Source organism: Blastomonas sp. SL216 (assembly GCA_026625625.1).
In the GTDB taxonomy this organism is placed as follows: Bacteria; Pseudomonadota; Alphaproteobacteria; order Sphingomonadales; family Sphingomonadaceae; genus Blastomonas.
The window spans coordinates 2,731,473-2,753,034 of record CP113055.1; the positions used below are offsets into that span (position 1 = coordinate 2,731,473).

General features: G+C 65.2%; 14 protein-coding genes. 9 read left to right on the forward strand and 5 right to left on the reverse strand.

Going from position 1 to position 21,562, the window contains the following annotated elements; genetic code table 11:
- The first annotated feature begins 19 nt into the window (after window positions 1-19).
- Window positions 20-2,761, forward strand: a complete 2,742-nt coding sequence (locus OU999_12875; GenBank protein ID WAC22639.1) for a [protein-PII] uridylyltransferase — start codon at window positions 20-22, stop codon at window positions 2,759-2,761.
- Window positions 2,762-2,767: 6 nt separating this feature from the next.
- On the opposite strand, the gene OU999_12880 is transcribed toward OU999_12875, so the two are convergent.
- Window positions 2,768-3,037, reverse strand: coding sequence for a hypothetical protein (locus OU999_12880; protein WAC22640.1), 270 nt, complete (start codon window positions 3,035-3,037; stop codon window positions 2,768-2,770).
- A gap of 84 nt (window positions 3,038-3,121) precedes the next feature.
- Window positions 3,122-4,432 (reverse strand): hypothetical protein, encoded by a 1,311-nt coding sequence (locus tag OU999_12885; protein ID WAC22641.1) that lies wholly within the window; start codon window positions 4,430-4,432, stop codon window positions 3,122-3,124.
- A 111-nt stretch (window positions 4,433-4,543) separates the two neighbouring features.
- Here OU999_12885 and OU999_12890 point away from each other — a divergent pair, with 111 nt between their 5' ends.
- The 5 genes from OU999_12890 (at window position 4,544) to OU999_12910 (ending at window position 9,526) form a co-directional block, all read left to right on the forward strand.
- Window positions 4,544-5,716: an acyl-CoA dehydrogenase family protein gene (locus OU999_12890; protein WAC22642.1), complete on the forward strand. Its 1,173-nt coding sequence runs from the start codon at window positions 4,544-4,546 to the stop codon at window positions 5,714-5,716.
- Between the two features lie 109 nt (window positions 5,717-5,825).
- Window positions 5,826-7,022: a hypothetical protein gene (locus tag OU999_12895; GenBank protein ID WAC22643.1), complete on the forward strand. Its 1,197-nt coding sequence runs from the start codon at window positions 5,826-5,828 to the stop codon at window positions 7,020-7,022.
- A 132-nt stretch (window positions 7,023-7,154) separates the two neighbouring features.
- Entirely contained in the window at window positions 7,155-8,393 is a 1,239-nt protein-coding gene (locus tag OU999_12900; protein ID WAC22644.1) for a hypothetical protein, read from the forward strand.
- An 81-nt stretch (window positions 8,394-8,474) separates the two neighbouring features.
- Window positions 8,475-9,110 (forward strand): glutathione S-transferase family protein, encoded by a 636-nt coding sequence (locus OU999_12905; GenBank protein ID WAC22645.1) that lies wholly within the window; start codon window positions 8,475-8,477, stop codon window positions 9,108-9,110.
- Window positions 9,107-9,526, forward strand: a complete 420-nt coding sequence (locus OU999_12910) for a GFA family protein (protein WAC22646.1) — start codon at window positions 9,107-9,109, stop codon at window positions 9,524-9,526. Before OU999_12905 ends, OU999_12910 begins: the two co-directional genes overlap by 4 nt.
- A gap of 43 nt (window positions 9,527-9,569) precedes the next feature.
- Here OU999_12910 and OU999_12915 read toward each other — a convergent pair whose 3' ends face one another.
- Entirely contained in the window at window positions 9,570-10,193 is a 624-nt protein-coding gene (locus OU999_12915; GenBank protein ID WAC22647.1) for an ankyrin repeat domain-containing protein, read from the reverse strand.
- Between the two features lie 114 nt (window positions 10,194-10,307).
- Here OU999_12915 and OU999_12920 point away from each other — a divergent pair, with 114 nt between their 5' ends.
- Genes OU999_12920 through OU999_12930 form a run of 3 tightly spaced genes read left to right on the forward strand, consistent with a single transcriptional unit; the run spans window position 10,308 to window position 12,096 of the window.
- Window positions 10,308-10,913: an SCO family protein gene (locus OU999_12920; protein ID WAC22648.1), complete on the forward strand. Its 606-nt coding sequence runs from the start codon at window positions 10,308-10,310 to the stop codon at window positions 10,911-10,913.
- Window positions 10,901-11,338, forward strand: coding sequence for a YcgN family cysteine cluster protein (locus OU999_12925; GenBank protein WAC22649.1), 438 nt, complete (start codon window positions 10,901-10,903; stop codon window positions 11,336-11,338). The genes OU999_12920 and OU999_12925 overlap by 13 nt, the downstream gene beginning before the upstream one ends.
- Window positions 11,335-12,096, forward strand: a complete 762-nt coding sequence (locus OU999_12930) for a SprT family zinc-dependent metalloprotease (GenBank protein ID WAC22650.1) — start codon at window positions 11,335-11,337, stop codon at window positions 12,094-12,096. Before OU999_12925 ends, OU999_12930 begins: the two co-directional genes overlap by 4 nt.
- A gap of 50 nt (window positions 12,097-12,146) precedes the next feature.
- Here the strand turns inward: OU999_12930 and OU999_12935 are convergent, their stop codons facing one another.
- Together OU999_12935 and OU999_12940 are read right to left on the reverse strand one after the other, a co-directional pair.
- On the reverse strand, window positions 12,147-15,836 hold the full coding sequence (locus tag OU999_12935) for an SDR family oxidoreductase (protein ID WAC22651.1): 3,690 nt from the start codon (window positions 15,834-15,836) through the stop codon (window positions 12,147-12,149).
- Window positions 15,837-15,880: 44 nt separating this feature from the next.
- A complete protein-coding gene (locus OU999_12940) occupies window positions 15,881-21,373 on the reverse strand; it encodes an AMP-binding protein (GenBank protein WAC22652.1) in 5,493 nt (1,830 codons plus the stop codon).
- Between the last annotated feature and the right edge of the window lie 189 nt (window positions 21,374-21,562).

Here is a 21,562-nt window from a genome sequence, read left to right on the forward strand (position 1 = left end):
GCCTGTATCGCCATTTGCCATGAACCCTGTCGCCAACCAGCGCGCGATCATCGATCGCCGCGCGCTCGACGCGCGCATCTCCGAGTTCGCCACCGAACTGGGCGACAAGGCGCGCATGCCCGTCGTCACCATCCTGCGCGAGGCGCTCGCGGCAGGCAGGGCAGAGATCGCCGCGCGGCTGCATGCCAATCCGGCAGCAGGGCATGATTGCGCGGCGGCCCAGTCGTTCCTGATCGACCAGATCGTGCGGCTGATCCACGATTATGTCGTGCGCTTCCAGTACCCGGTCGCCAATCACAGCGCGGGCGAGCATTTCTGCATTGCCGCGGTCGGCGGCTATGGCCGCGGCGAGATGGCACCGCATAGCGATGTCGACATCGCCTTCCTGACGCCCATGCGCAAGAACAGCTGGACCGAGCAGGCGATCGAGGCGATGCTCTACATGATGTGGGACCTGGGCCTGAAGGTCGGGCATTCCAGCCGCTCGATCGACGAGATGGTCCGCCAGGCGCGCGGCGACCTGACCATCCGCACCGCGCTGCTCGAAGGCCGCTATGTCTGGGGCGACCAGGATATCTATCGCGAGGCATCGGTCCGCTTCTGGAAGGATGTCGTCACCGGCACCGCGCGCGATTTCGTCGCGCAGAAGCTGGAAGAGCGCGACGCCCGGCACAAGAAGATGGGCGACAGCCGCTATGTCGTCGAACCCAATGTGAAGGACGGCAAGGGCGGCCTGCGCGATCTGCACACGCTCTACTGGATCGGCAAATATATCCATCAGGTGCGCTCTGCCGCCGAACTGGTCGATGCAGGCCTGCTGACCATGACCGAATATCGCGGATTTCGCCGCTCGGCCAATTTCCTCTGGGCGGTGCGCTGCCATTTGCACGACATTACCGGCCGCGCCGAGGACCGGCTGACCTTCGACCTGCAGCGCGAAGTCGCGACGCGGATGCGCTTTGCCGACCGGCCGGGCAAATCGGCGGTCGAGCGGTTCATGCAGTATTTCTTCCTCAACGCCAAACGGGTGGGCGACCTGACCGGCGTGTTCCTGGCGCAGCTGGACGACCAGTTCGCCGCGCGCGACCGGCGCTTCATTCCGGCCATGCTGAGGCGCAGGCCGCGCAAGCTTTCCGGCTTCATCCTCGATCGCGGCCGCCTCGCGCTGCCCCGCCCCGATTTCTTCCGCGAAGACCCGATCCGGATGATCGAGATCTTCCAGCTTGCCGACAAGCACAAGGTGGAAATCCACCCCAGCGCGATGCGCCAGGCGAGCATGGACGCGCATCTGATCGACCGGCATGTCCGCGCCGACCGCCGCGCCAATGCACTGTTCATGGACGTGCTGTGCAGTCCGCGCGACCCCGAGCTGGTGCTGCGCTGGATGAACGAGGCAACGGTATTCGGCCGTTTCGTGCCCGATTTCGGCCGCGTCGTCGCGCAGATGCAGTTCGACATGTACCACCATTATACGGTGGACGAGCATTCGATCCGCGCCATCGGGCTGCTCGCCCGCATCGAATCGGGCGAGCTCAAGGACGATCACCCGCTCGCGTATGACGTGATGCAGAAGCTGATCAGCCGGCGGGTGCTGTTCGTCGCGACGCTGCTGCACGATATCGCCAAGGGTCGGCGCGGCGATCACAGCGTGCTGGGCGCGGAGGTGGCGATGAAGCTGTGCCCGCGCCTCGGCCTGACCGAAGCGGAAACCGAACAGGTCGCCTGGCTGGTGCGCTATCACCTGCTGATGTCGGCCACCGCGTTCAAGCGCGACCTGACCGACTACAAGACCATCGCCGATTTTGCCGCCATGGTGCAGAGCCCCGAGCGGCTGAAACTGCTGCTGGTGCTGACCGTTGTCGACATTCGCGCGGTCGGCCCCGGCATCTGGAACAGCTGGAAGCGGCAGCTGCTGGGCACATTGTTCGAATCGACCGAGGAGGTGCTGCGGCTTGGCCACAAGCAGCATGGCCGGCGCGAGCGCGTGATCGCCAAGCAGGATGCGGCCCGTGCCGCGCTGGGGCTGGACGAGGCGCGGTTCGTGCAACTGGCGCGCAAGCTCGACGATGCCTATTGGATCGCCGAGCCTGAGGATATCATCGCGCAGAACCTGCGCCTGATCGACGCGCACGATACCGAGCCGCTGACCGTGTCGGCCGAATTCTACCCCGCGCGCGGTGCGACCCTGGTGACGGTGAGCGCCGCCGACCATCCGGGGCTGTTCTATCGCATCGCGGGCGGCATCCATCTGGCCGGCGGCAACATCATCGACGCGCGCATTCACACCCGGCGCGACGGCATGGCGCTCGACAATTTCCTGGTGCAGGACCCGCTGGGCCGCCCGTTCATGGAAGAAAGCCAGATCGCGAGGCTCAAGACCGCGATTGCCGATGCGCTGGCCAACCGCGTCGCCTTGACCCCCAGGCTGATTGCGCGCCCCGTCGCCCGTCCGCGCGCCGAAGCGTTCAGCATCGCCCCGAATGTGCTGGTCGACAACAAGGCGTCAAACCGGTTCACCGTGGTCGAGGTCAACGCGCTCGACCGGCCCGCTTTGCTCAACCGCCTGGCCTTTGCGCTGTTCGACCTCAAATGCATCGTCCATAGCGCGCATGTCGCGACCTATGGCGAGCGCGCGGTCGATACCTTCTATGTCACCGATCTGCTGGGCGACAAGATCGACAGCAAGTCGCGATTGAAGACGCTGGAAAAGCGGCTGCTGGCCGCAGCCTCGCAGGATGCCGAGCAGGCGGTCGCAGCCTGAGGGCCGTCAGATCTTGCCCGTAAGGATCGCCCAGCCGGCCACGCCGTTCATGCCGGTATAGACGATATAGGCAGGCAGCGCGATCGTGTAGCCCAAGGCTGCAAAGCTGAGCGCGGAGAGCAGGATCAGATATTCCAGCATATAGCTGCCCCAGCCCCGCATGAAGCCCTGGAACAGCGCCCGCATCTGCGCCGCCATCGGGTGCGCCGATTCCATCGTCGCCCGGTGCAAGGCGAAGTTGATGATGCCACACAGGACGATGAGGATGGTTGCCATGGCGTTAATGTAACGCCATTCGGGCCGCGCTTGGAAGCCCCCAGTTGCACCTGGACGATTTCGGGACGCAAAACGCCGCGCGGGTTAACCGACCAGGCGGACGATCTCTGCGCCCGGCGGCTGCTTGGCCAGGCGGAAGACCGGCATTTCGCCCACGCCCTTGAGCGTGATCTTTTCCGGCAGCTCGAAATAGCGGTCGCCGCGTCCGCGCATCCAGGTGCTTTCGGAAACCGCGATGCCATCGGGATGCGCGGTGCCTTCGATGCGGCTGGCGATGTTCATCGTCTCGCCCCAGTAATCATAGGCCATGCGCGTCTCGCCGATCACGCCGCCGACCACCGGCCCGGTATGGATGCCGACGCGGATGTGCAGATCGATGCCGGTCAACGCACGCAATTCGGGCAGCCCGGCAATCACCGCCTCGCCAAAGCGGATCGCGGCATCGGCGCTGTTGAGCGCGGGGTTGTTGCCGCCGCTGATCGCGAGATACGCATCGCCGATGGTCTTGACCTTTTCCACCCCGGTCTGCGCCGCGCATTTGTCGGCCAGCAGGAAGAAGCCGTTGAGCAGATCGACCAGATGCCCCGGCGAAATGCGCCGCGACAGGTCGGAAAAGCCGCAGATGTCGATAAACACCACCGAGACATCGGGATAGGCATCGGCAACCACCTGCCCCGCCTTCAGCCGCTCGGCCACTGCCGGCGGCAGCACGTTGAACAGGAGCTCTTCGGTCTTTTCCTTCTCTGCCGCGAGCGCGTCTGACAGCAGGAAGCTCTGCCGGTGCGCCTGGCCGACCGACCAGTTGAGCAGCACCATGACCGCTGCGCTGGTGAGATAGGCGAGCAGCGCATAGATCGCAGGCACCAGATCGCTGGCGGTCAGCGCCACCACGGTGAAATAGACCGCGGCATGGGCCCCCAGCCACGTGGCAAACCAGCGCGTCTGCCCGGCAAAGGCGATCGCGGCAAAGGCCATAACGATCAGCCCGTTGATTGCGATCGAGGCGTGCAGCTGGACATGCTCGCGCTGCATCTCTTCATAGAGCAGCGCATTTTCGGCCATGATGAGGAAGGCGACACCCAGCAGGCTGGTAAAGTCGATGATCGGCCTGGTCGCATAGCCCCGCCAGAAGGTGGCGCCGGCAAAACTCGCCAAGATCGCGAGGGTCGGCAGCAGCAGCACCGAGAATTTCAGTTCGTCCGCGCGCGAGAAATAGAGCGGGTTGACCAGCGCATAGCCGATCAGCATCGCGGCAAGAAAGCCTGCGAACAGGCGCATGTGCACCACGCGCGCCTGGCGCTCGCCCGTGACGAACCGCGTTTCCAGCGCCGTGTCGAGAAAGCGCCCGGTCGCCGACCGCGCGGTATCCAGCGTACTTGCATCCTGCTGCATCATGCCCCCTCATAGGCCTGTTACGCCATCCGCATAGCCCAATAGCACGCGAGAATTGACAAACCGGTAATGTCGCCGCAGCCAAGACAGCAAAACAGGACAGAGGATGGCTGAATGACCGATTTCGACAGCTGGCGCGCGCGCTCGCCCTTTTACGACGAGAGCCATGAGGCGCTGGCGCAATCGGTCCGCCGCTTTGTCGCGCGGGAGATCGCGCCCTTTATCGACCAATGGGAGGCAGACGGCGAATTGCCGCGCGATCTGCACCGCAAGGCGGCCGAGGCCGGCATATTGGGCCTGCGTTACCCGGAAGAATATGGCGGCCATTCGGAAGGCTTCGACATCTTCCACGGCATGACCCAGACCGAAGAGCTGGCGGCGGTGGGCGCGGGCGGGCTTTCGGCCTCGCTGATGACGCACGGCATCGGGCTGCCGCCGGTGCTGGCACTGGGCAGCGAGGCGATGAAGCAGCGCGTCGCCCCGCCCGTGCTGGCGGGCGAGAAGATCATTGCGCTCGGCATTACCGAGCCTTCGGGCGGATCGGATGTCGCAAGCCTCAGGACCCGCGCCGAACGCCGCGGCGACCATTATGTCGTCAACGGCTCCAAGATGTTCATCACATCGGGCATGCGCGCCGACTGGCTGACCTGCGCGGTGCGCACCGGCGGGCCGGGCGCTGCGGGGATATCGCTGCTGCTCATCGACATGGACACGCCCGGCGTCACCCGCACCCGGCTGGACAAGATGGGCTGGCGCTGTTCGGACACCGCAGCAATCTATTTCGAGGACGTCCATGTCCCGGCCGAGAACCTGATCGGGCCCGAAAATGGCGGGTTCATCGGGATCATGCGCAATTTCAACGCCGAGCGGCTGGGCATGGCGATGGGCTGCTGCGCTTATGCGCGGGTGTGCCTGAGAGAAGCGGTCGAATGGGCCCAGACCCGCGAGACCTTCGGCAAGGCGCTGGTCAAGCACCAGTCGATCCGCATCAAGCTGGCCGACATGGCGCGGCGCATCAACGCGACCCAGGCCTGGGTCGATCAATGCGCCTGGGCCGTGGAGAACGGGCGCGACCAGCCTGCCGACTTTGCGATGCTCAAGGTGCAGGCGACGCAGATGCTGGAGCATGTCGCGCGCGAGGCCGCGCAGATCCTGGGCGGGGCGAGCTATATCACCGGATCGAAGGTGGAGCGCATCTATCGCGAAGTCCGCGTCAACGCGATCGGCGGCGGATCCGAGGAAATCATGCTCGACCTGGCGGGACGGCAGCTGTTCGGGGGGAAATGATCGGAAACGGAGGCGGTTGTTCCGCCTTCGCTCGATAATGGTCCGGCAAAGGCTGGCGAACGCACTACGATTTGCGCCCTTATGCACCCTTATCCGGGGAGGCTGCGCCATGGCTGCATCATGCGACGAGAGTTTTATTGCCAGCACCTATTACGAATCAATGCGCGACAACTTTGAAGGCTATGCCTGGGAAACTGATCCGAACAACCCGAATTCAAGCGAGATAAATAAGCAAAAGGCCGATCAGCTTCAAAAGCTCAAGGACGAGTTCGAAGAGCTTGATCCCGAAAAGGGCTACAAGCCAAAGCTTGGACAGTTGTTCAAGATCGAACTGGCGCTGGTCTGGCTCATTCCTGATGTGGCGCTGCAGGCGCGATTCTGGACGATAGAGGACCGATTTCAGCGGGTTGTACCCAAGTCCGTAGTCCAGTCTTACAAGAATACGCTGGCCAACCAATTGCCAGGACCAGTTCCGAATGCGGTATTGCGACAACGTGCGCGCAATCTGCTCGACACGATCCACGCGAATTATCTTATCAATCTGGCCCGTGAACAGCTGATCAGACGGCTGATGACCATACTCACGGCGGTCGCTGCACTTGTCCTGGTGGTGTGTGTGACGATCATTGCTGCAACAGAGGCACCAACCTTGCGTAGCATCGTGACGGTCATGCTGATTGGCATGGCAGGGGCGATGATATCGATCATCCAGCGCCTGCAAAAGGCGACTTCACGCGATGCAATGGTCGATGACGGGATATTTGAACTGATCGGATTGCGCATTGGCTGGGTCAGCGTGCTGCTGTCCGTGGCCATAGGCGGGGTATTCGCATTGTTCATCTACGTACTGATTGCAGCAAATATACTCGATCAGGTACTCCCCAAGATGAGTGCAGGTTCGGCAGACACGGGGGGAGGATCGCCGCTCAATGGTTCCAACGGCATCAGGGTGGACAGTTTTTGGGCAGACCAAATGTATCGCGCGCTGGGGCTTCGCGATCAGAGCGACCTGTTCAAGCTGTTCGTGTTTGCTTTTGCATCGGGCTTTGCCGAGCGTTTCGTGCCAGACATCATCAACAAGCTGACAAAGGATGTGTTGCCTGGACCGCAATCCCCCAATGGTCCGCCGGGAGGCACCAACATCGCTGACAACCGAGCGGGAATGAATTTGGATTGGGATTCGGCCACCCTGCCAGGCGAAAGCGCGACTATAGCCAAGGACGGTACCGAGGTTGACAAGACACCGGATATCGACGGGCCCGATGCACCATCGGAAGCCAAAACGCCGAGCCCACCGGCCACATAATCCGCTGCGACGCACAGCAGCGCCACCTTCTGGCATATGACCCAGCGCACTACAGGCAGGACTCCCGGAACCTAAAGGACAATGCTATCAGGCGACTCGCCTGCATGTCCTTGTTTTCCTGAGGAGCCTGCCATGCCCCTGCGCGTACGTCGTTCTGCCGTTTTCAGCCTCTCTGCCGCAGCGATCGCGGTGCTCGTTGCCAGCCCCTTGAGCAGCCAGCAGGCAGCCTCGCCCATCGCCCGCTATGATATGGATGTCGGCACCGTTACCGGGCTTGCCGCGATGGGCAGCGGCATGGGCGCTGGGCTTTCGATGATGTTCGGCGGGGGCGGAAACAAGCAGGCGCACGAGCTGATCCTGCGCCTGGGCTCGGCCAGTGCCGCCGCCGACGGCAAGCCCAGGGCGGATCACTTCATGCCCGCCGTCGCCAAGCTGGGCGCATCGGTCCCGCTGCTCACCCCCAAGCCCGGCACGCGCAGCGACGTGCCCGAAGATCTGCCCAAGGACTTCCAGCGGCCCAAGGGGCGGTTGCTGATCTATTGGGGCTGCGGCGCCAAGGCCGGTCCCGGCCAGCCGGTGGTGATCGATTTCGCCAAGCTGAGCGCGGGCCAGGTACCGCCCGACCTGTTCGCAGGCGCGATGCCGGTCGACCGCAGCGTGACCGCCGGCAACAGCAAGACCTATGGCGAATGGCCCAATGCCGAAACGCGCAAGCTGCTGAGCGGGGACAGCTCGCTGCTGGGTGAACACCGGATCGCCGGCAATTATTCGCCCGAGATCAAGTTTGCGCTGGCGCAGGACTTCATGCCCGCGATCACCGGCAAATCCTCTCCGCTGGCGGGCGGTGCGACCCAGATCAACTGGAACAGCGTCGCTAATGCCACCGGCTATTATGCCTGGGTGATGACCGCCAAGGCGAACAGCAAGGGCGAGTTCCAGGACATGGTCTGGTGGTCGTCCTCCGCCTCGCGCCAGTTCGGCGGGGCGCTGTGGGACTGGATTGCGCCGGCGCAGGTGGCCAGGCTCATCCAGCAGCAGGTCGTCATGCCGCCCAGCCAAACCAGCTGCACCGTGCCCGCTGAGGTGACCGCAGCCGGAGGCGAGTTCGCGCTGGGCAACCTTTATGCCTATGGGCCCGAGGCGAACTTTGCCTATCCGCCGCGCCCGGCCAACGCCAAGACGCCGTGGAAGCCGCAATGGACTGCGCGGGTGCGCTATCGTTCCAACTCGATGTGGCTGCTCAACGGCCCCGACATGGACGCGATGATGCGCGGTGACAGCAGCGAGGCCGAGCCGCCGAAGAAAAAGAAGAAGTGCAAGGGCGGGCTTGGCGGCCTGCTCGGCGCGGTGGTGACCGGCGAGGGCTGCTGACGCGAACCGGGGTTGGACCGCCGCTTTGTTCCTGCTATGTTCCAACTGCGATCTCGAGTCGGAACAAGAGGGGACAAAGCGATGAGCAACGTGATTTTCTATACCAATCCCATGTCGCGCGGGCAGATAGCCCGCTGGATGCTCGAAGAGGTGGGCGCGGATTACGAACAGCGCCTGGTGCAGTACGGGCCCGAGATGAAGGCGCCCGACTATCGCGCGATCAACCCGATGGGCAAGGTCCCCGCAATTGTGCACGACGGCCAGGTGGTGACAGAGTGCGCCGCGATCTGCGCCTATCTTGCCGACGCCTTTCCCGATGCCGGACTGGCGCCGCAAGTCCATGAGCGGGCGGCCTATTATCGCTGGATGGCCTTTGGTGCAGGCCCGCTCGAACAGGCGATCACCAACCGGTCGATGGGCTGGGAAGGCCCCGAGGACAAGCAGGCGATGCTGGGCTATGGCAGCTATGACCTGGTCGTCGATGCGCTGGCAGGCTGGCTGGCCGGGCGCGACTATATCTGCGGCGACCGGTTCACCGCTGCCGATGTCTATGTCGGTGCGCAGGTCGATTGGGGCCAGGCCTTCGGCACCCTGCCCGCCAACCCAGCCTTTACCGCCTATGCCGAACGGCTGCGCGCCCGCCCCGCCTATATGCGCGCCAAGGCCATCGACAATGACCTGATCGCTCAGGCCGAAACCGAGGGAGCCGGCGCATGACCCGGCAGGAGGGCGGATGCCATTGCGGCGCGGTGCGCTTTGCCGTCGACGCGCCAAGAAACGAGGACGAGGCCCCGCGCACGGCTTTGTGCCATTGCAGCGACTGTCGGCGCTGCGCCGGGGCACCCGCTGTCGGCTGGACGGCGGTGGCCGGCACGACCTTTCACCTGCTGAAGGGTGAGCCTGCGATCTATCGGTCATCCGAACATGCCGAGCGCAGCTTCTGCCCCCATTGCGGGACCGGGCTGTTCTATGTCAACGAGGCGGCGCTGCCCGGCCTGGTCGATATCCAGACCGCGACCTTCGACGATCCCGATGCCTTTCCCGCGATGGCGCATATCCAGACCGCCGATCGCATCGGCTGGATGAAAAGCGCCCATGAGCTGCCTGAGTTCGAGCGCTTTCCCGAAGGATAAAATCCTCCCCGAGCTTGCTGGGGGAGGATTTGGGTCTAGCCCATCACCCCGTGGGTCCGAACACCTTGGGCGCGCCGGTACCGGCCTTGCGGTCCTTGTCGCTGGCGGTGATCGCTTCCATAATCTGCGGATTGCGGAAGTCGCCATCGGCATAGTCGCGCGCGGACTGGCCGGCGATGGTATCCTGCTTGTCCGGGTTTGCGCCGTTCTTCAGCAGCAGGCGCACCATGGCCAGATCGCGCAGCTGCACCGCGCGGATAAGCGCGGTTTCGCCCGAATTGTTGGTTGCATCGACCTGCGCCTTGCGTCCCAGCAGCGTTTCTGCGCCTTCGACAAAGCGCAGGTTGGTCGCCAGCATCAGCGGCGTGACCCCGTTCTTGTCGCGCGCATTGGGATTGGCACCGCGCTGGAGCAGAAAGCCCATCCAGGTCAGGTCACGCCGCGCGGTGACGATGTGCAGCGCGGTCTCGCCGCTGGTCAGATCCTTGGTGTTGACGATGGTGCTGCCCGGCTCGTTCAGCATCTCCGTCGCCTTGTCGCCGTCGCGCTCGCGCACCGCCTTGAGGAAGTTGTAGCTGTCGGAAAACTGGGCCTGCGCGGCCACCGGCAGCAGCAGCGCCAGCGCGGCGAGAAAGGCCAGCGAAAACCGGTTCAAAATGCGGGTCATGCGATGATGCACGTGTGCAAAGTCCTCGTTCAGGGCGCGACCCGGTCAACGGATCGCGTTTGTGATCAAGCCCCCTTGAAAGCGGCTGCATAGCAGAGCATGGACGAAGCTGTCATGAACAAATCCCTTTTCGCCGCCATCACCGCCCCCCTTCTGGTCGCCCTGTCGCTGACCGCGTGCAACAGCAGCACCGCCAAGCCCGAGGCCCCGCTGGAAGGCGCGCGGATCGGCGGTCCGTTCGCGCTGACCGACCAGAATGGCAAGACGGTGAAGGACACCGACTTTGCCGGCAAATTCCGCATCATCTATTTCGGCTACAGCTATTGCCCCGATGTCTGCCCGGTCGACCTGCAGAAGATCGCCGCGGGCTTTGCAAGGTTCGAGAAGCAGCAGCCCGAGCGGGCCAGCCAGATCCAGCCGATCTTCATCACCATCGATCCCGAGCGCGACACGCCGCAGGTGCTCAAGCAATATGTCGGTGCGTTCCACCCGCGCCTGATCGGCCTCACCGGCACGCCCGAGCAGATCAAGCAGGTCGCCGACGCCTATCTTGTCATGTACAAGGCGCAGAAGCCCGCAGGCGCAGACCCCAAGGCCTATCTGGTCGATCACAGCCGCCAGGCGTATCTGATGGGCAAGAAGGGTGAGCCGATCGCACTGCTGCCCTATGACGGTACGCCCGAAGCGATCGCCGCCGAAATCGACAAATGGACGGCGTAAACCGCTTCTGGGAACAGCCGCTCGCCGGCCTGGACCGGGCGCAATGGGAAGCGCTTTGCGATGGCTGCGGCAAATGCTGCCTGCACAAGGTCGAGGATGAAGACACCGGCCGCATCTATCCCACCAATGTCGCCTGCCGCCTGCTCGACACGCGCACCGCGCGCTGCGCCGATTACCGCCACCGCCGCGCGCTGGTGCCCGATTGCCTGCGCCTGACCCAAGGCAATGTCGGGTCGATCGGCTGGCTGCCTTCGACCTGCGCCTATAATCTGCGCGCCCAGGGCCTGCCGCTGCCCGATTGGCATCACCTGAACACCGGAAGTGCCGCTGCCATGCATGCCGGCGGCCATTCGGTTGTCGGACGCGTGATCTCCGAAGTGCATGCCGGGCCGATCGAGCACCATATCATCGAGGCCGAATTGTGATCGGCAGCGGGTCCTCGCTCACCCGCCTTCTGCTGCGCAAGCCCGCGCCGTCCGGCAGCCCCGAGCGGCTGACCATCAACGGCCGCGATTATGCGCTGGTCGTGCGCCGTCATCCGCGTGCGCGCGCCATCCGCCTGCGCACCGATCCGGCCAGGGGCGCGCTGCTGCTCACGCTGCCGCGCCATGCCCGGCTGGGCGAGGGGATCGCCTTTGCCCGCACCCAGGCCGACTGGATCGAGGCCAGCTTCGCCCGCGCCGGCAGCGGCACCCCGATCGCGCCGGGCGCACTGATCCCGTATCGCGGCGCGGATCACCGCATCGACTGGGATGCGCGGCATGGCCGCACCGTCGTCGCCGCCGATGGCATCATCCGCCTGGGCGGGGCGCAGGATCTGGTAGAAGCCCGCCTCACCCGCTGGCTCAAGGCCAAGGCCAAAAGGCTGTGCACGGCGGATCTGGCCGATTACTGCGCCCGCGCCGGCGTTCCCGCGCCCGCGCTGGCGCTCAGCAGTGCAGCGCGCCGCTGGGGCAGCTGCTCGGCCAATGGCACCATCCGCATTAACTGGCGGCTTGTGATGGCTCCCGACATGGTGCGCCGCTCGGTCGTCGCGCACGAGGTCGCACATCTGCGCCACATGAACCACAGCGCCGATTTCTACGCATGGCTCGACGCGCTGTTCGAAGGCGACCGCAAGTCCGCCGACCGCTGGCTGAAAGCGCATGGGCGGGGATTGTATCTGGTCGGCGGGGGCAGCTAGGCGCTGCGCTAGCGCACAGGCAAAGGAGCCTCCCCCGCACGCGCTTCGCGCTACACCGTCATCGACGTGCCCCTGTAGATCCGTGCCCGATAGCGCGAATCCTGCGCGTCGGGCAGCGGTGCGCCGACCAGCAGGACGGCGCGGGCGAAGCGTTTCAGCTCTTCCTGATGCTCCACCGCGTTGCGCGGTTCTTCGGAGCGGATGCGGCGGGTGAGGTTGATCTGGTTGGTGGGCACATCGTGTACCAGCCGCTCGTTTTCCACCGCCAGCGTCGCGGTGAAGGCGTGCAGCGTCGTCTTGACGAAATTGGCGAGCGCAAAGGCCGGGCCGCTCTGGCCGAAGGGCACATCTGGCGAGACCAGCACCAGCTGGCAGCCATCATAAAGCGAGGCCTTGCGGCCGATACGGAAATGATGGGTGAGGTTTTCCTCACACAGGTCGCGGAATTCCTCGGGTGCCAGCATCGCGCCGTCCTCGAACAACCGGTCGGGCAGGCCCGCCATCGGCGTCGAGACCACGGTGGTCGGCCGTCCGAATTCGGTCAGCGCCTGGTCCATCGCGCCTTCGATGTCCGCGCCGCACACGCGCACGGTCACCTTGTCGGCGACTTCCTGGTCCAGCATGGCGAGCACGCCTGCGCCCCCCGCTTCGCTGCGGGTGAGCAGCACCATGCGCGCGACGCCCAGGCCGCCGATCAGATGGTTGGCGGTCTCCGCGATATAATCGGCCAGATGCTCGCCGATCACCCAGACGATCTTGCCCTTCATCTGTTCGAGCCGTTCCTGCTTGGGGCTGCCGAACATTTCGCGCTCGGTATAGGAGCGCTCGACGCTGAGGCCGCCCGAAGGCATGAAGGTCTCGCCGCTCACCGCGCGGTCGGCGAGGTAGAAGACCGTGGCTTGCGCAACTTCGCTCTCCTTGGGCATCGCGCCCAGATGCAGCTGCGACAGCACGCCGCGCCCGACCTTGTCGGCCTCCTTGCCGATGCGTTCCTGCGGCAGGTACGGCATGTCATCGGGCGGAAGCGCCATCAGCCAGCCGGTCAGGCCCTCGTTGGTGCCGCTGCGCTCCTGCCATTCGGGATGGCCGAGCAGATAGCCCGCCGAGCGCAGCCGCGCGAGCAGGCGACCGGCGATATCGGCGGTGAGCAGATAGCGGTCCCAGGTGCAGATGCCGTCGCCCTCGCGCGCGAGCTCCAGGCAAAGCAGCCGCAAGGGATCGGGCGTCGAACGGTCATGGCTGAGATAGCCGGTATCGTTGCGCGCCAGCCGGCCGAGCACATGCGTGACCTCTGCCCCCTCGCGGATCGATTCGATCACCGCGGCATAGATGGCGTTCAGCCGCTTGTTCTCGAGGATCAGGCGCGCACGGCGCAGGAACAGTCCGGGCTTGCCGCCTGTGCCGGACAGGCGATCGCCGTCGACCGGGCCGGGGGCAATCGCGTTGACCTGGATTTCGGGGCCCAGGAAGCGCGAGAAGCTTTCCACCATCGCACGCTGTCCGGCCTTGGACACCGCATAATCGGCGCGGTTGGGATAGGCGACGGCCAGGAATTTCTCGCCGCCGAAATAGCTCGACACGTTGAGGATATAGCCCGATCCCTGGCGCTTCATGATCGGCACGACATAATGCATCAGCAGGTAATTGCTGATCAGGTTGGCATCCAGCGTCCAGCGCCACATGTCGAGGCTCATGTCGATGACCATGTCCTCGGCGCCTGCGACCCCGGCATTGTTGATCAGATAATCGATCCGCCCGAACTCGGCCATGGTGGCGTCCGCCGCGCGGCGCAGCGAATCGAAATCGCTGACATCGACATCGGCCATGATCTTGACCCGGCGTTCGACGCCCGAAAAGCCGACATCCTGCAGCTCGCCGACGATGCGTTCGCGCGCGGCTTCCAGCTCGCTGGCGCGGCGTGCGACCATCATCACTTTCGCACCGGCGAGCGCGAGCAGCCGCGCCACCTGGCCGCCGATCCCGGCCGATCCGCCGGTGATCATCGCCACCTTGCCCAGATGCAGCCCGGTAATGTTCTCGGCAAAGCCCAGCATCGCCCGGCGCGCACCCGTTTCCTCGCCGATATTGGCGGGCAGGTAGAGCGAGGTTTCGGTGATCTTCTGTTCCTTGAAGACGATGCGCGTCGCATGGCCCGCGGCAAAGCGCGTGTTCTCGTCCTCTGCATTGGTATAGCGCACGATCTGGTTGCCCCAGGCGGCGCGCTTCTGCCGGCCTTGCGCAAAATCGACGCGCGATTCATCGCGCCAGATGGTGATCAGCTGCGCGATCGCGGCGGTGAGGATGCGGCCCGCCTTGTTGCCCTTGCCATCGCTGGGTCCGGACATGAACACGAAGCGCGGGTCCTGCATCAGGTCGGTGCGTGTCTTCCAATAGCGGCGCAGCGTCCGCGCGACCGCGATCGTGCCGGTCAGCTCGACATCGATCAGCGCATCGACCTCGGCATCGGACGCCGCGACCAGGCTGTCGCCGAAATGGCCGGCGGGCTTGACCGGCAGCACGATGGCGCTGTGGATCGCGCCATGCGCGTCCGAATAGGCGCGGATCGCCGCCTCCATGCCCTCGGGCTCGGCGCGGTTGAAGCGCATGATAGTGAGGCCTTCCTCGGCCCCTTGCGCTTTGACGCGTGCCTCGGCCTGCGCGACATCGACCTGCCGCGTCATGCCCAGCAGCACGCGCGCACCGCATGCCGCCTGGATCTTCGCCATTTCCAGCGCGTCTTCCCAAGCCTCGCCCGCCGCGATCAGCACGGTCAGGCCCGCGCCGTCGAGCGAGCGCATCGACGGGCGCGTCATATAGGTGGAGCGCGAATCCTTGCGCACCTGCATGCCGTGGGTGACGTCGATCTCGTTGCCGTTCAGCGCCGCGGATTCATCGCTGGCGAGGAACAGGCACGCATCGGCAATGTCACCGGGCACCGGCAGCGTCTTCTGCTTGGGCGCATCGCCGACCGCGCGCTCGAGCGTCATCCGGCCCATGAAATGACTGGCGGTGGTGTTCTCCGGCTCGCCCTGCAGCTTGTCCATCGCGGCAAACACCGTGCGAATACGCTCGCTCTCGATAGGGCCGGGAAAGACCGTGTTGACGCGGATGCCGTTCGCGCCCAGCTCCTTGGCGAGCTCCTGGCTCAGCGCGTTCAGCGCCGCCTTGGGCACGACATAGGCGGTGCGTCCATAATAGCGGGTGTGCGAGAAGATCGTCGAGATGTTCACCACCGATGCGCCCACCGGCATGATCGGCGCAGCGGCGCGGGTGAGGTTCCAGCTGACGCCCAGCAGGTTGCGCATCGCATCGGCGACCGTTTCGGTATCGCCATTGGCTTCCATCTCGGCGCGGGTCAGCGGCACGTTTTCCAGCGTCTGGCGGGGGCCGGCAGAGCCTGCATTGTTGACCAGCACATCGATGCGGCCGAGCGCCGCCTTGACCTGATCGATCCCGGCGCGGACCGAGTCCGGATCGGCTCCGTCGAGGATCACGGTGAAGACGCGCGCATCCTCCACCCCGGTTTCGTCGAGCAGCGCCTGCTTGGCCGCGGCCAGCCGCTCCTCGGTGCGTCCGGTCATCACCAGGGTGGCCCCTTCGGCGATGAAGCGGCGGATGATCGCGCCGCCCAGATTGCCGGCGGCACCGGTGACCAGCGCCACCTTGCCCGCCAGCCTGCCCGTTGCCGCCTTGCCGCCCGCCGGATCGACCTTCGCGCCCTTGCCTTTGCCTGCCGTCATGTCTTTATCTCCTGCCTGCCCGCACCGGGGCGGCTTGTGTGCGTTCAATCCTGGATGCGGGCCGCTGCGCTTGCCCAATATTCGAGCAGCTCGTCGCGGCTGCGCAGGCCCAGAGCGGGCAGCGCATGGTTGACGACATAGGTCGCGCCGGTATGCCGGTTGTCCCACATCGCCTGATGCGCCTCCGGCAGGCCGTCCCAATCGACGACCAGGGGCTCGGTGACCGAGAGCAGCCCGCCTGCAATCATGTTGTTCATCACCGTCACCTCGTGTGCGTTGCACAGGTGGGTGCCGTAGATATTGGCGGTGGGCATGATGATCCGGCGCTGCCGGGTCCAGACCTGCGGCGCGTAGAAGGTGTAGCGGCGACCCGCCATCTCCTCGGCATAGACCACGCGGCCGCCGAACGGCTTGACCAGCGAGGTCGACACGCCGAGCGAATCCTGCCCGGCGCGCTCGATCACCAGATCGGGCACCCCGCGCGGATTGCCGGGCGAGCCCAGGATCTTGCCGACCGCGGTGCCAAAGGGCTTCAACGTGTGCTGCTGATAGCGGCGCACGCCCTCCTTGAACCGCTCGATATCGGCCCGGGCATCGGGAAGCCTGGGCAGGGTCTCGGGCCATTCGAACTCACTGTCACGGCGCTTCAGCCCTTCCAGGCTGATGATGCCTTCGACCGACTCCTCCAGCCCCAGCGATTGCAGGAATTCGCGCTGCCCGTCGGTGGTGGTGACGATCACGGTGCGCGCCTTGTACAGCCGCGCCGCCTCGATCATTTCCAGACCCAGCGGATCGGCGAGATCGCGGCTGCCCGGACCATAATAGAGCAGCACCGATTCCCCGCCGCGCAGCTGCGCGCGGGCCAGCATGTCCGATGGCGCGGCACTGCCGGTCTTGCCCATGAAGCTGAAATGATAGCCCGATGACGCCCCGTAAAAGGCGAGCGTGCCATGCTCTTCCAGCAGCTGGAAGCTGCGTGGAAAGGCGCTTTCACCCGCGTGGCTGACGACGAAATCGGCGAGCCTGCCGCCGTTCATCCGGCGATATTCCTCCAGCAGTCCTTCGCCTTCGCGCTCCCAGGCTCTGGCCGCATCGGGATCGTCCGGCACCGGGGTGAAGGCGGCGATGAAGCGCGGGTCCTTGCGGTTCAAGGCCCCGACCGCGCCCTGATCCTTGACGAATGCGGCACGGTCGCTGCTCGACACCAGACCCGTCGCCTTGAGCCCCGACTTGATGCTGCTCTTCAGCGCATCGAGCCCGGTCCCGGTGGCAGAGCCTTCGACGAAGATCGTCTTGCCCGGCACGATTTGCAGCGTCGTGAACAGGCACCGGGTGATCGTGCCCAGGTTGAGCACATAGCTGCCCGCCTGCTCGAGCGTCAGATCGGGCGGCACGCGGTGCAGCTGCGGTCCCTGGACGTTGAGGAACTGCGCGTGGCTTCCGGTCTTGGTCTCATAGCCCTGGATCGCAAAGCCCGCGAACATCGGGTCGTTGCCCGCTTGGGGGGAGAGCAGGTCCGAGGTGCCCGAGTACACGACCACCATGTCGCCGACGCGCAACCGCCCTTCGGCCTTCACCTCGCTGCCCAGCGAGGCGACCAGCGCGAGCCCGCCCGATCCGGTGATCTGGACATCCTCGTCATGCCCATCAAAGGGGGAGACGGGGATGCCGGTGAGCGCCCAGATATCGTTGAAATTGACCTCGCTGGTCAGCATGTAGACCAGAGCCTCATTGGGCTCGGGCGCGACCACGGGCACGATATGCTCCCGCTCATGGCTAGCAGGTGGCCCGAAACGGGGCGCGCCGGTATCGGGATCGCGGCTGATGCCGAAGGCGAGCTGCCTGGGCGGGATCGCGGTGACGCCCGGATAGAAAGGCGCGCCGACGGGCAGCAATTGGCCCGAGGCAATCATCGCCGCCTTGTTGCCCTCATGCTCGTCGTCGATCCACACGCCGTTGCGGCGGACGGGGAGCGGCGGCGACTGCTTGTCCATGAACTGGCGGATGCCGGTCTTGCCGCCTTCGGGATCGATGATCGCTTCGGCAAAATGCTCGCCCTCGCGCTTCAATCCGGCGGCCATGCCTTGCGTCCAGCCGGTGCGCACCGCATCGAGCGCGCGCCGCCCTGCCGGCCCACGCCCCGCCCAGTCGAGCTGTTTCAGGATGCGCTGAAGGAACGCGTCTTCCAGCACCGAATCCAGGTCGATATGCGCCGCATTGGCCCAGCGCTTGGTCATCGCCTTGCGATCGGCAAAGGCCTTGCCCAGCGGGCTTTCCGGCCCGTGCCGCGCAAACTCGCGCACCATCGCATGCGCCATGCTCAGCACATCGTCGCTGCCATCGGCGACCTGTTCGATCGCGCCCAGATCCAGCGCTTCGGCAGCGCTGATCGCGCGCCCGCCCAGGATCAGATCGAGCGCATCGCGCAGCCCTTCGGCAGCGCGCCGTTCGGCGAGCAGGCGCGGCAGCCGCTGCGTTCCACCATAGCCGGGCAGCAACCTCAGGTTGATCTCCGGCTGGCCGAAACGCGCCATCGGCTCTGCAATGCGGTAATGGCAGGCGAGTGCGAATTCCATGCCGCCACCCAGCGCCACGCCCTGGATCGCGGCGATGCAGGGCTTGCCCATCGTCTCGATCTTGGCAAAGGCCAGCTGCGCATTGTTGGGCAGCACGCCGGCTTCCTCGACGCTGTTCACTTCCTCGAGCATCTGGCGGATATCCGCGCCCGCGACGAACGAGGCGGTGCCTTGCCCAGTAAACACCACCGCGATCACATCATCCTTGCGCGCAAGATGCTCGACCACGATCACCAGCTCGTCGATCGCGCGTTCGTTGAGCGCGTTGACTGGCGGGTTGGTGACGGTGACCGTCGCGACGCGCTTGCCGTCGCCCAGATCATTGTACTGGATCAGGAAATAGCGGTAGCGCTCGAACAGCGCCTGGTCCTCGGCCAGCTGCTGCTTGCGCTGCCAGGCGGCAACGGCAAGCTTGAGCGCATCGATGCTCTCCGGATTGCGCAGCGTCGAGGTGTCGCCGATATCGCCGCCCTCGACGATCGCGCGGACCATGCGGCGCATGTACTTGCCCGAACGCGTTTCGGGAAACTCTGCGACCTCCAGAAAATCCTGCGGCACCGCGACCGCGCCCTTTTCGGTGCGGACAAGGTCGGTCAGACGGCGGCGGTCGTCCTGGGTGAGCCTGCGTCCGGCAATCGTCGTGACAAAGGCAATCGGCGTCGCCCCCTTTTCGCGGTGCGGCGCGCCGACGACCAGCACATTGCCCACCGGCGATCCGGGATCGAGCGTCTTGTCGCGCAGGATCGCGCCTTCGATCTCTTCGGTGCCGATGCGATGGCCCGAGACGTTGATGACATCGTCCGAGCGGCCATGCAGCGAGAACGAGCCATCCTCGTGCCGGATCGCGAAATCGCCCTGGGTATAGGCCCAGGTGCCCTTCCAGCGCCCCCAATAGGTTGACGCGTAACGGGCGGCATCCCCGCGCCAGAGCGGGTTGACGCGGATGCCGCCCGACACGGGTTCCAGCGTGAATTCGTCGGTATCACCCCAGATGGTGCGGGTGAGATAGGGATAGGGAAGCGCGATGACGATCTCGCCCTTCTCGCCGTTCTTCGCGCGCCGCCACGGCACGCCGCCGGGCTCGTCGCGCTCCAGCCCGAATTCCAGATCGGGCGCATCAGGGTCTTCCACCCAGACATCGCCGACAATCCAGGGCAGCGGATAGGTGTGCGCATCGGGGCGAAGCGGAAAGTCGGTATTGCCGTAGAAATGCGTCCAGGCGATGCCGCCATGCTCGGTCGCCCAATAGCTGTTGATATACCAGGGCGTGACATGCTCCATCGCGAACGCCTGGACCGAGGGCGAGGTCGGCTCCGCGCAGAACGTCGCGACCTTGAGCGACGACATGTCGTAATTCTGGATGTCCTTGAGGTTCTCCGGATCCTGCATCACGCTTTTCAGGAAGGTGACGCCGGCCTTGAAGATCTGCACCTTGTGCCGCTCGATGATCGAGGCGAAGCGGCCTGCATGCGGGAAGACGGGCGAGCCTTCGGTGATGATCGTCGTCACCCGGCACAGCAAGGACCCTGCGATCAGATAGCTCTGCCCGGTGATCCAGCCCGGATCGGCGACGACGAACATGACATCGCCGGGCGCGGCATCGAAGGCCACCGGCATGGTCGCGGCGACACCGGCGCAATAGCCGCCATGCACATGCACGACGCCCTTGGGCTTTCCGGTCGAACCCGAAGTATAGATGATGAAATTGGGATATTCGGAATCGACTGGCAGCGGCTTCGACACGGCCCAGATCGCAGCCACGAAATCCGCATCGGGCAGCGCGAGCAGCGCGGCCTCGTCGGCGACATCCAGCCCGGACGCGCGCGCGGCATCCAGGATCGCGGCGCTCGCCTGGCCGGTAAGGTCATGGCTCCAATGGTCGCGGCCTGCATTCCATACCAGGTCGGGCTGCGCGGTGTGGCGCACCACGACCACCGCCTCGACACGCGGCGGAGAATCGACCAGCGCAGAGGCAATCGCCATGCGCAGGTTCGCGGCCTGGGCGGCGTTGAGGGCCGAGCCCTGCGCCAGATCGTCGAGCGCGCGACCGACACCGCGCATCACGTCCGATCGCTCGACCGTCACCTCGCCATCGAGCAATTCGGTGACCGCCCCGGTGATCGCATCGCGCACCCTGGCGTCCGCTGCGTTGGCGGGATCATCGAGCGCGCCTGCCAGCCGCTCCATCGCCGTGCCGACGCCGATGAAATTGTCGAGCGCAGGATCGGTATAGCTCGTCTTGAACGGCACCATCTGCGCGTTGCGATAGCTGCCATCGGCGGTGATCACGATCCGCGCACCGGCATCGGCAATGCGGTCGGACAGGGTCTTGTCGCTGAACCCGCCGAATACCGGCGTATAGATGATGCCGGCGCGCTTGGCGCCTTCGGTCCAGTAGATCTGCGCCGGGATCGACGGCATGTTGAGCGCGATGCGATCGCCGGCCTTGAGCCCCAGCGCTGTCAGTGCCAGCGAGCATTTCGCCGCTTCCAGCATCAGCGCCTTGCGGCTGACCGGATAGCAATCGACCGGGCCGCCGCGGCCGTTGTCGCTGGACATGTTCCAGCGGTCGCCCTCGAAGATCAGCGCGGTCTCGGCGCCATGGCCTGCGACCACATGCCGGTCGACCTCGTTGAAGCCGCTATTGGTATAGGCACCCTCGAACCAGCGCCAGTTGGGCGGATCATCGGCATTGAGCCCGCGTGCCCAGGGCATATAGTCCTGCGCCAGATCAAGGCTGCGCGGTGCGCCGGTGGCGGCATCCCAGCCGGTCCAGCCGCCGGCATCTCGATCGTAAAAGCCCCAGGCCTGATGCTCGGGCAGATACCAGCAGATGGCGCTGCGCGCCTGATCGCCATGAAAGGCGCCGGGATCGGCGATGCAGGCATTGCGCATGGCGGTCCAGCTGGCCGAATCGGTCAGCGGGTTGGCGCGCGGCGGAACAGCGGGGGACGCCACCATCTCGGGGGCAGTCAGAGGACGGGCCCGAGAATTCGGGCGTGAAGGGGGACCGACATGAGTTCGCAGCTCTCCTGCCGCTCCGGCCGATTACGATTCCCAAATCGCAAAGGCCGGTTACAGCGAACGAAACAAATGTCTCCCGCCCCGCAGATAACACATTGTTTCAACGAACGGTAGGGTTGTTCGCGC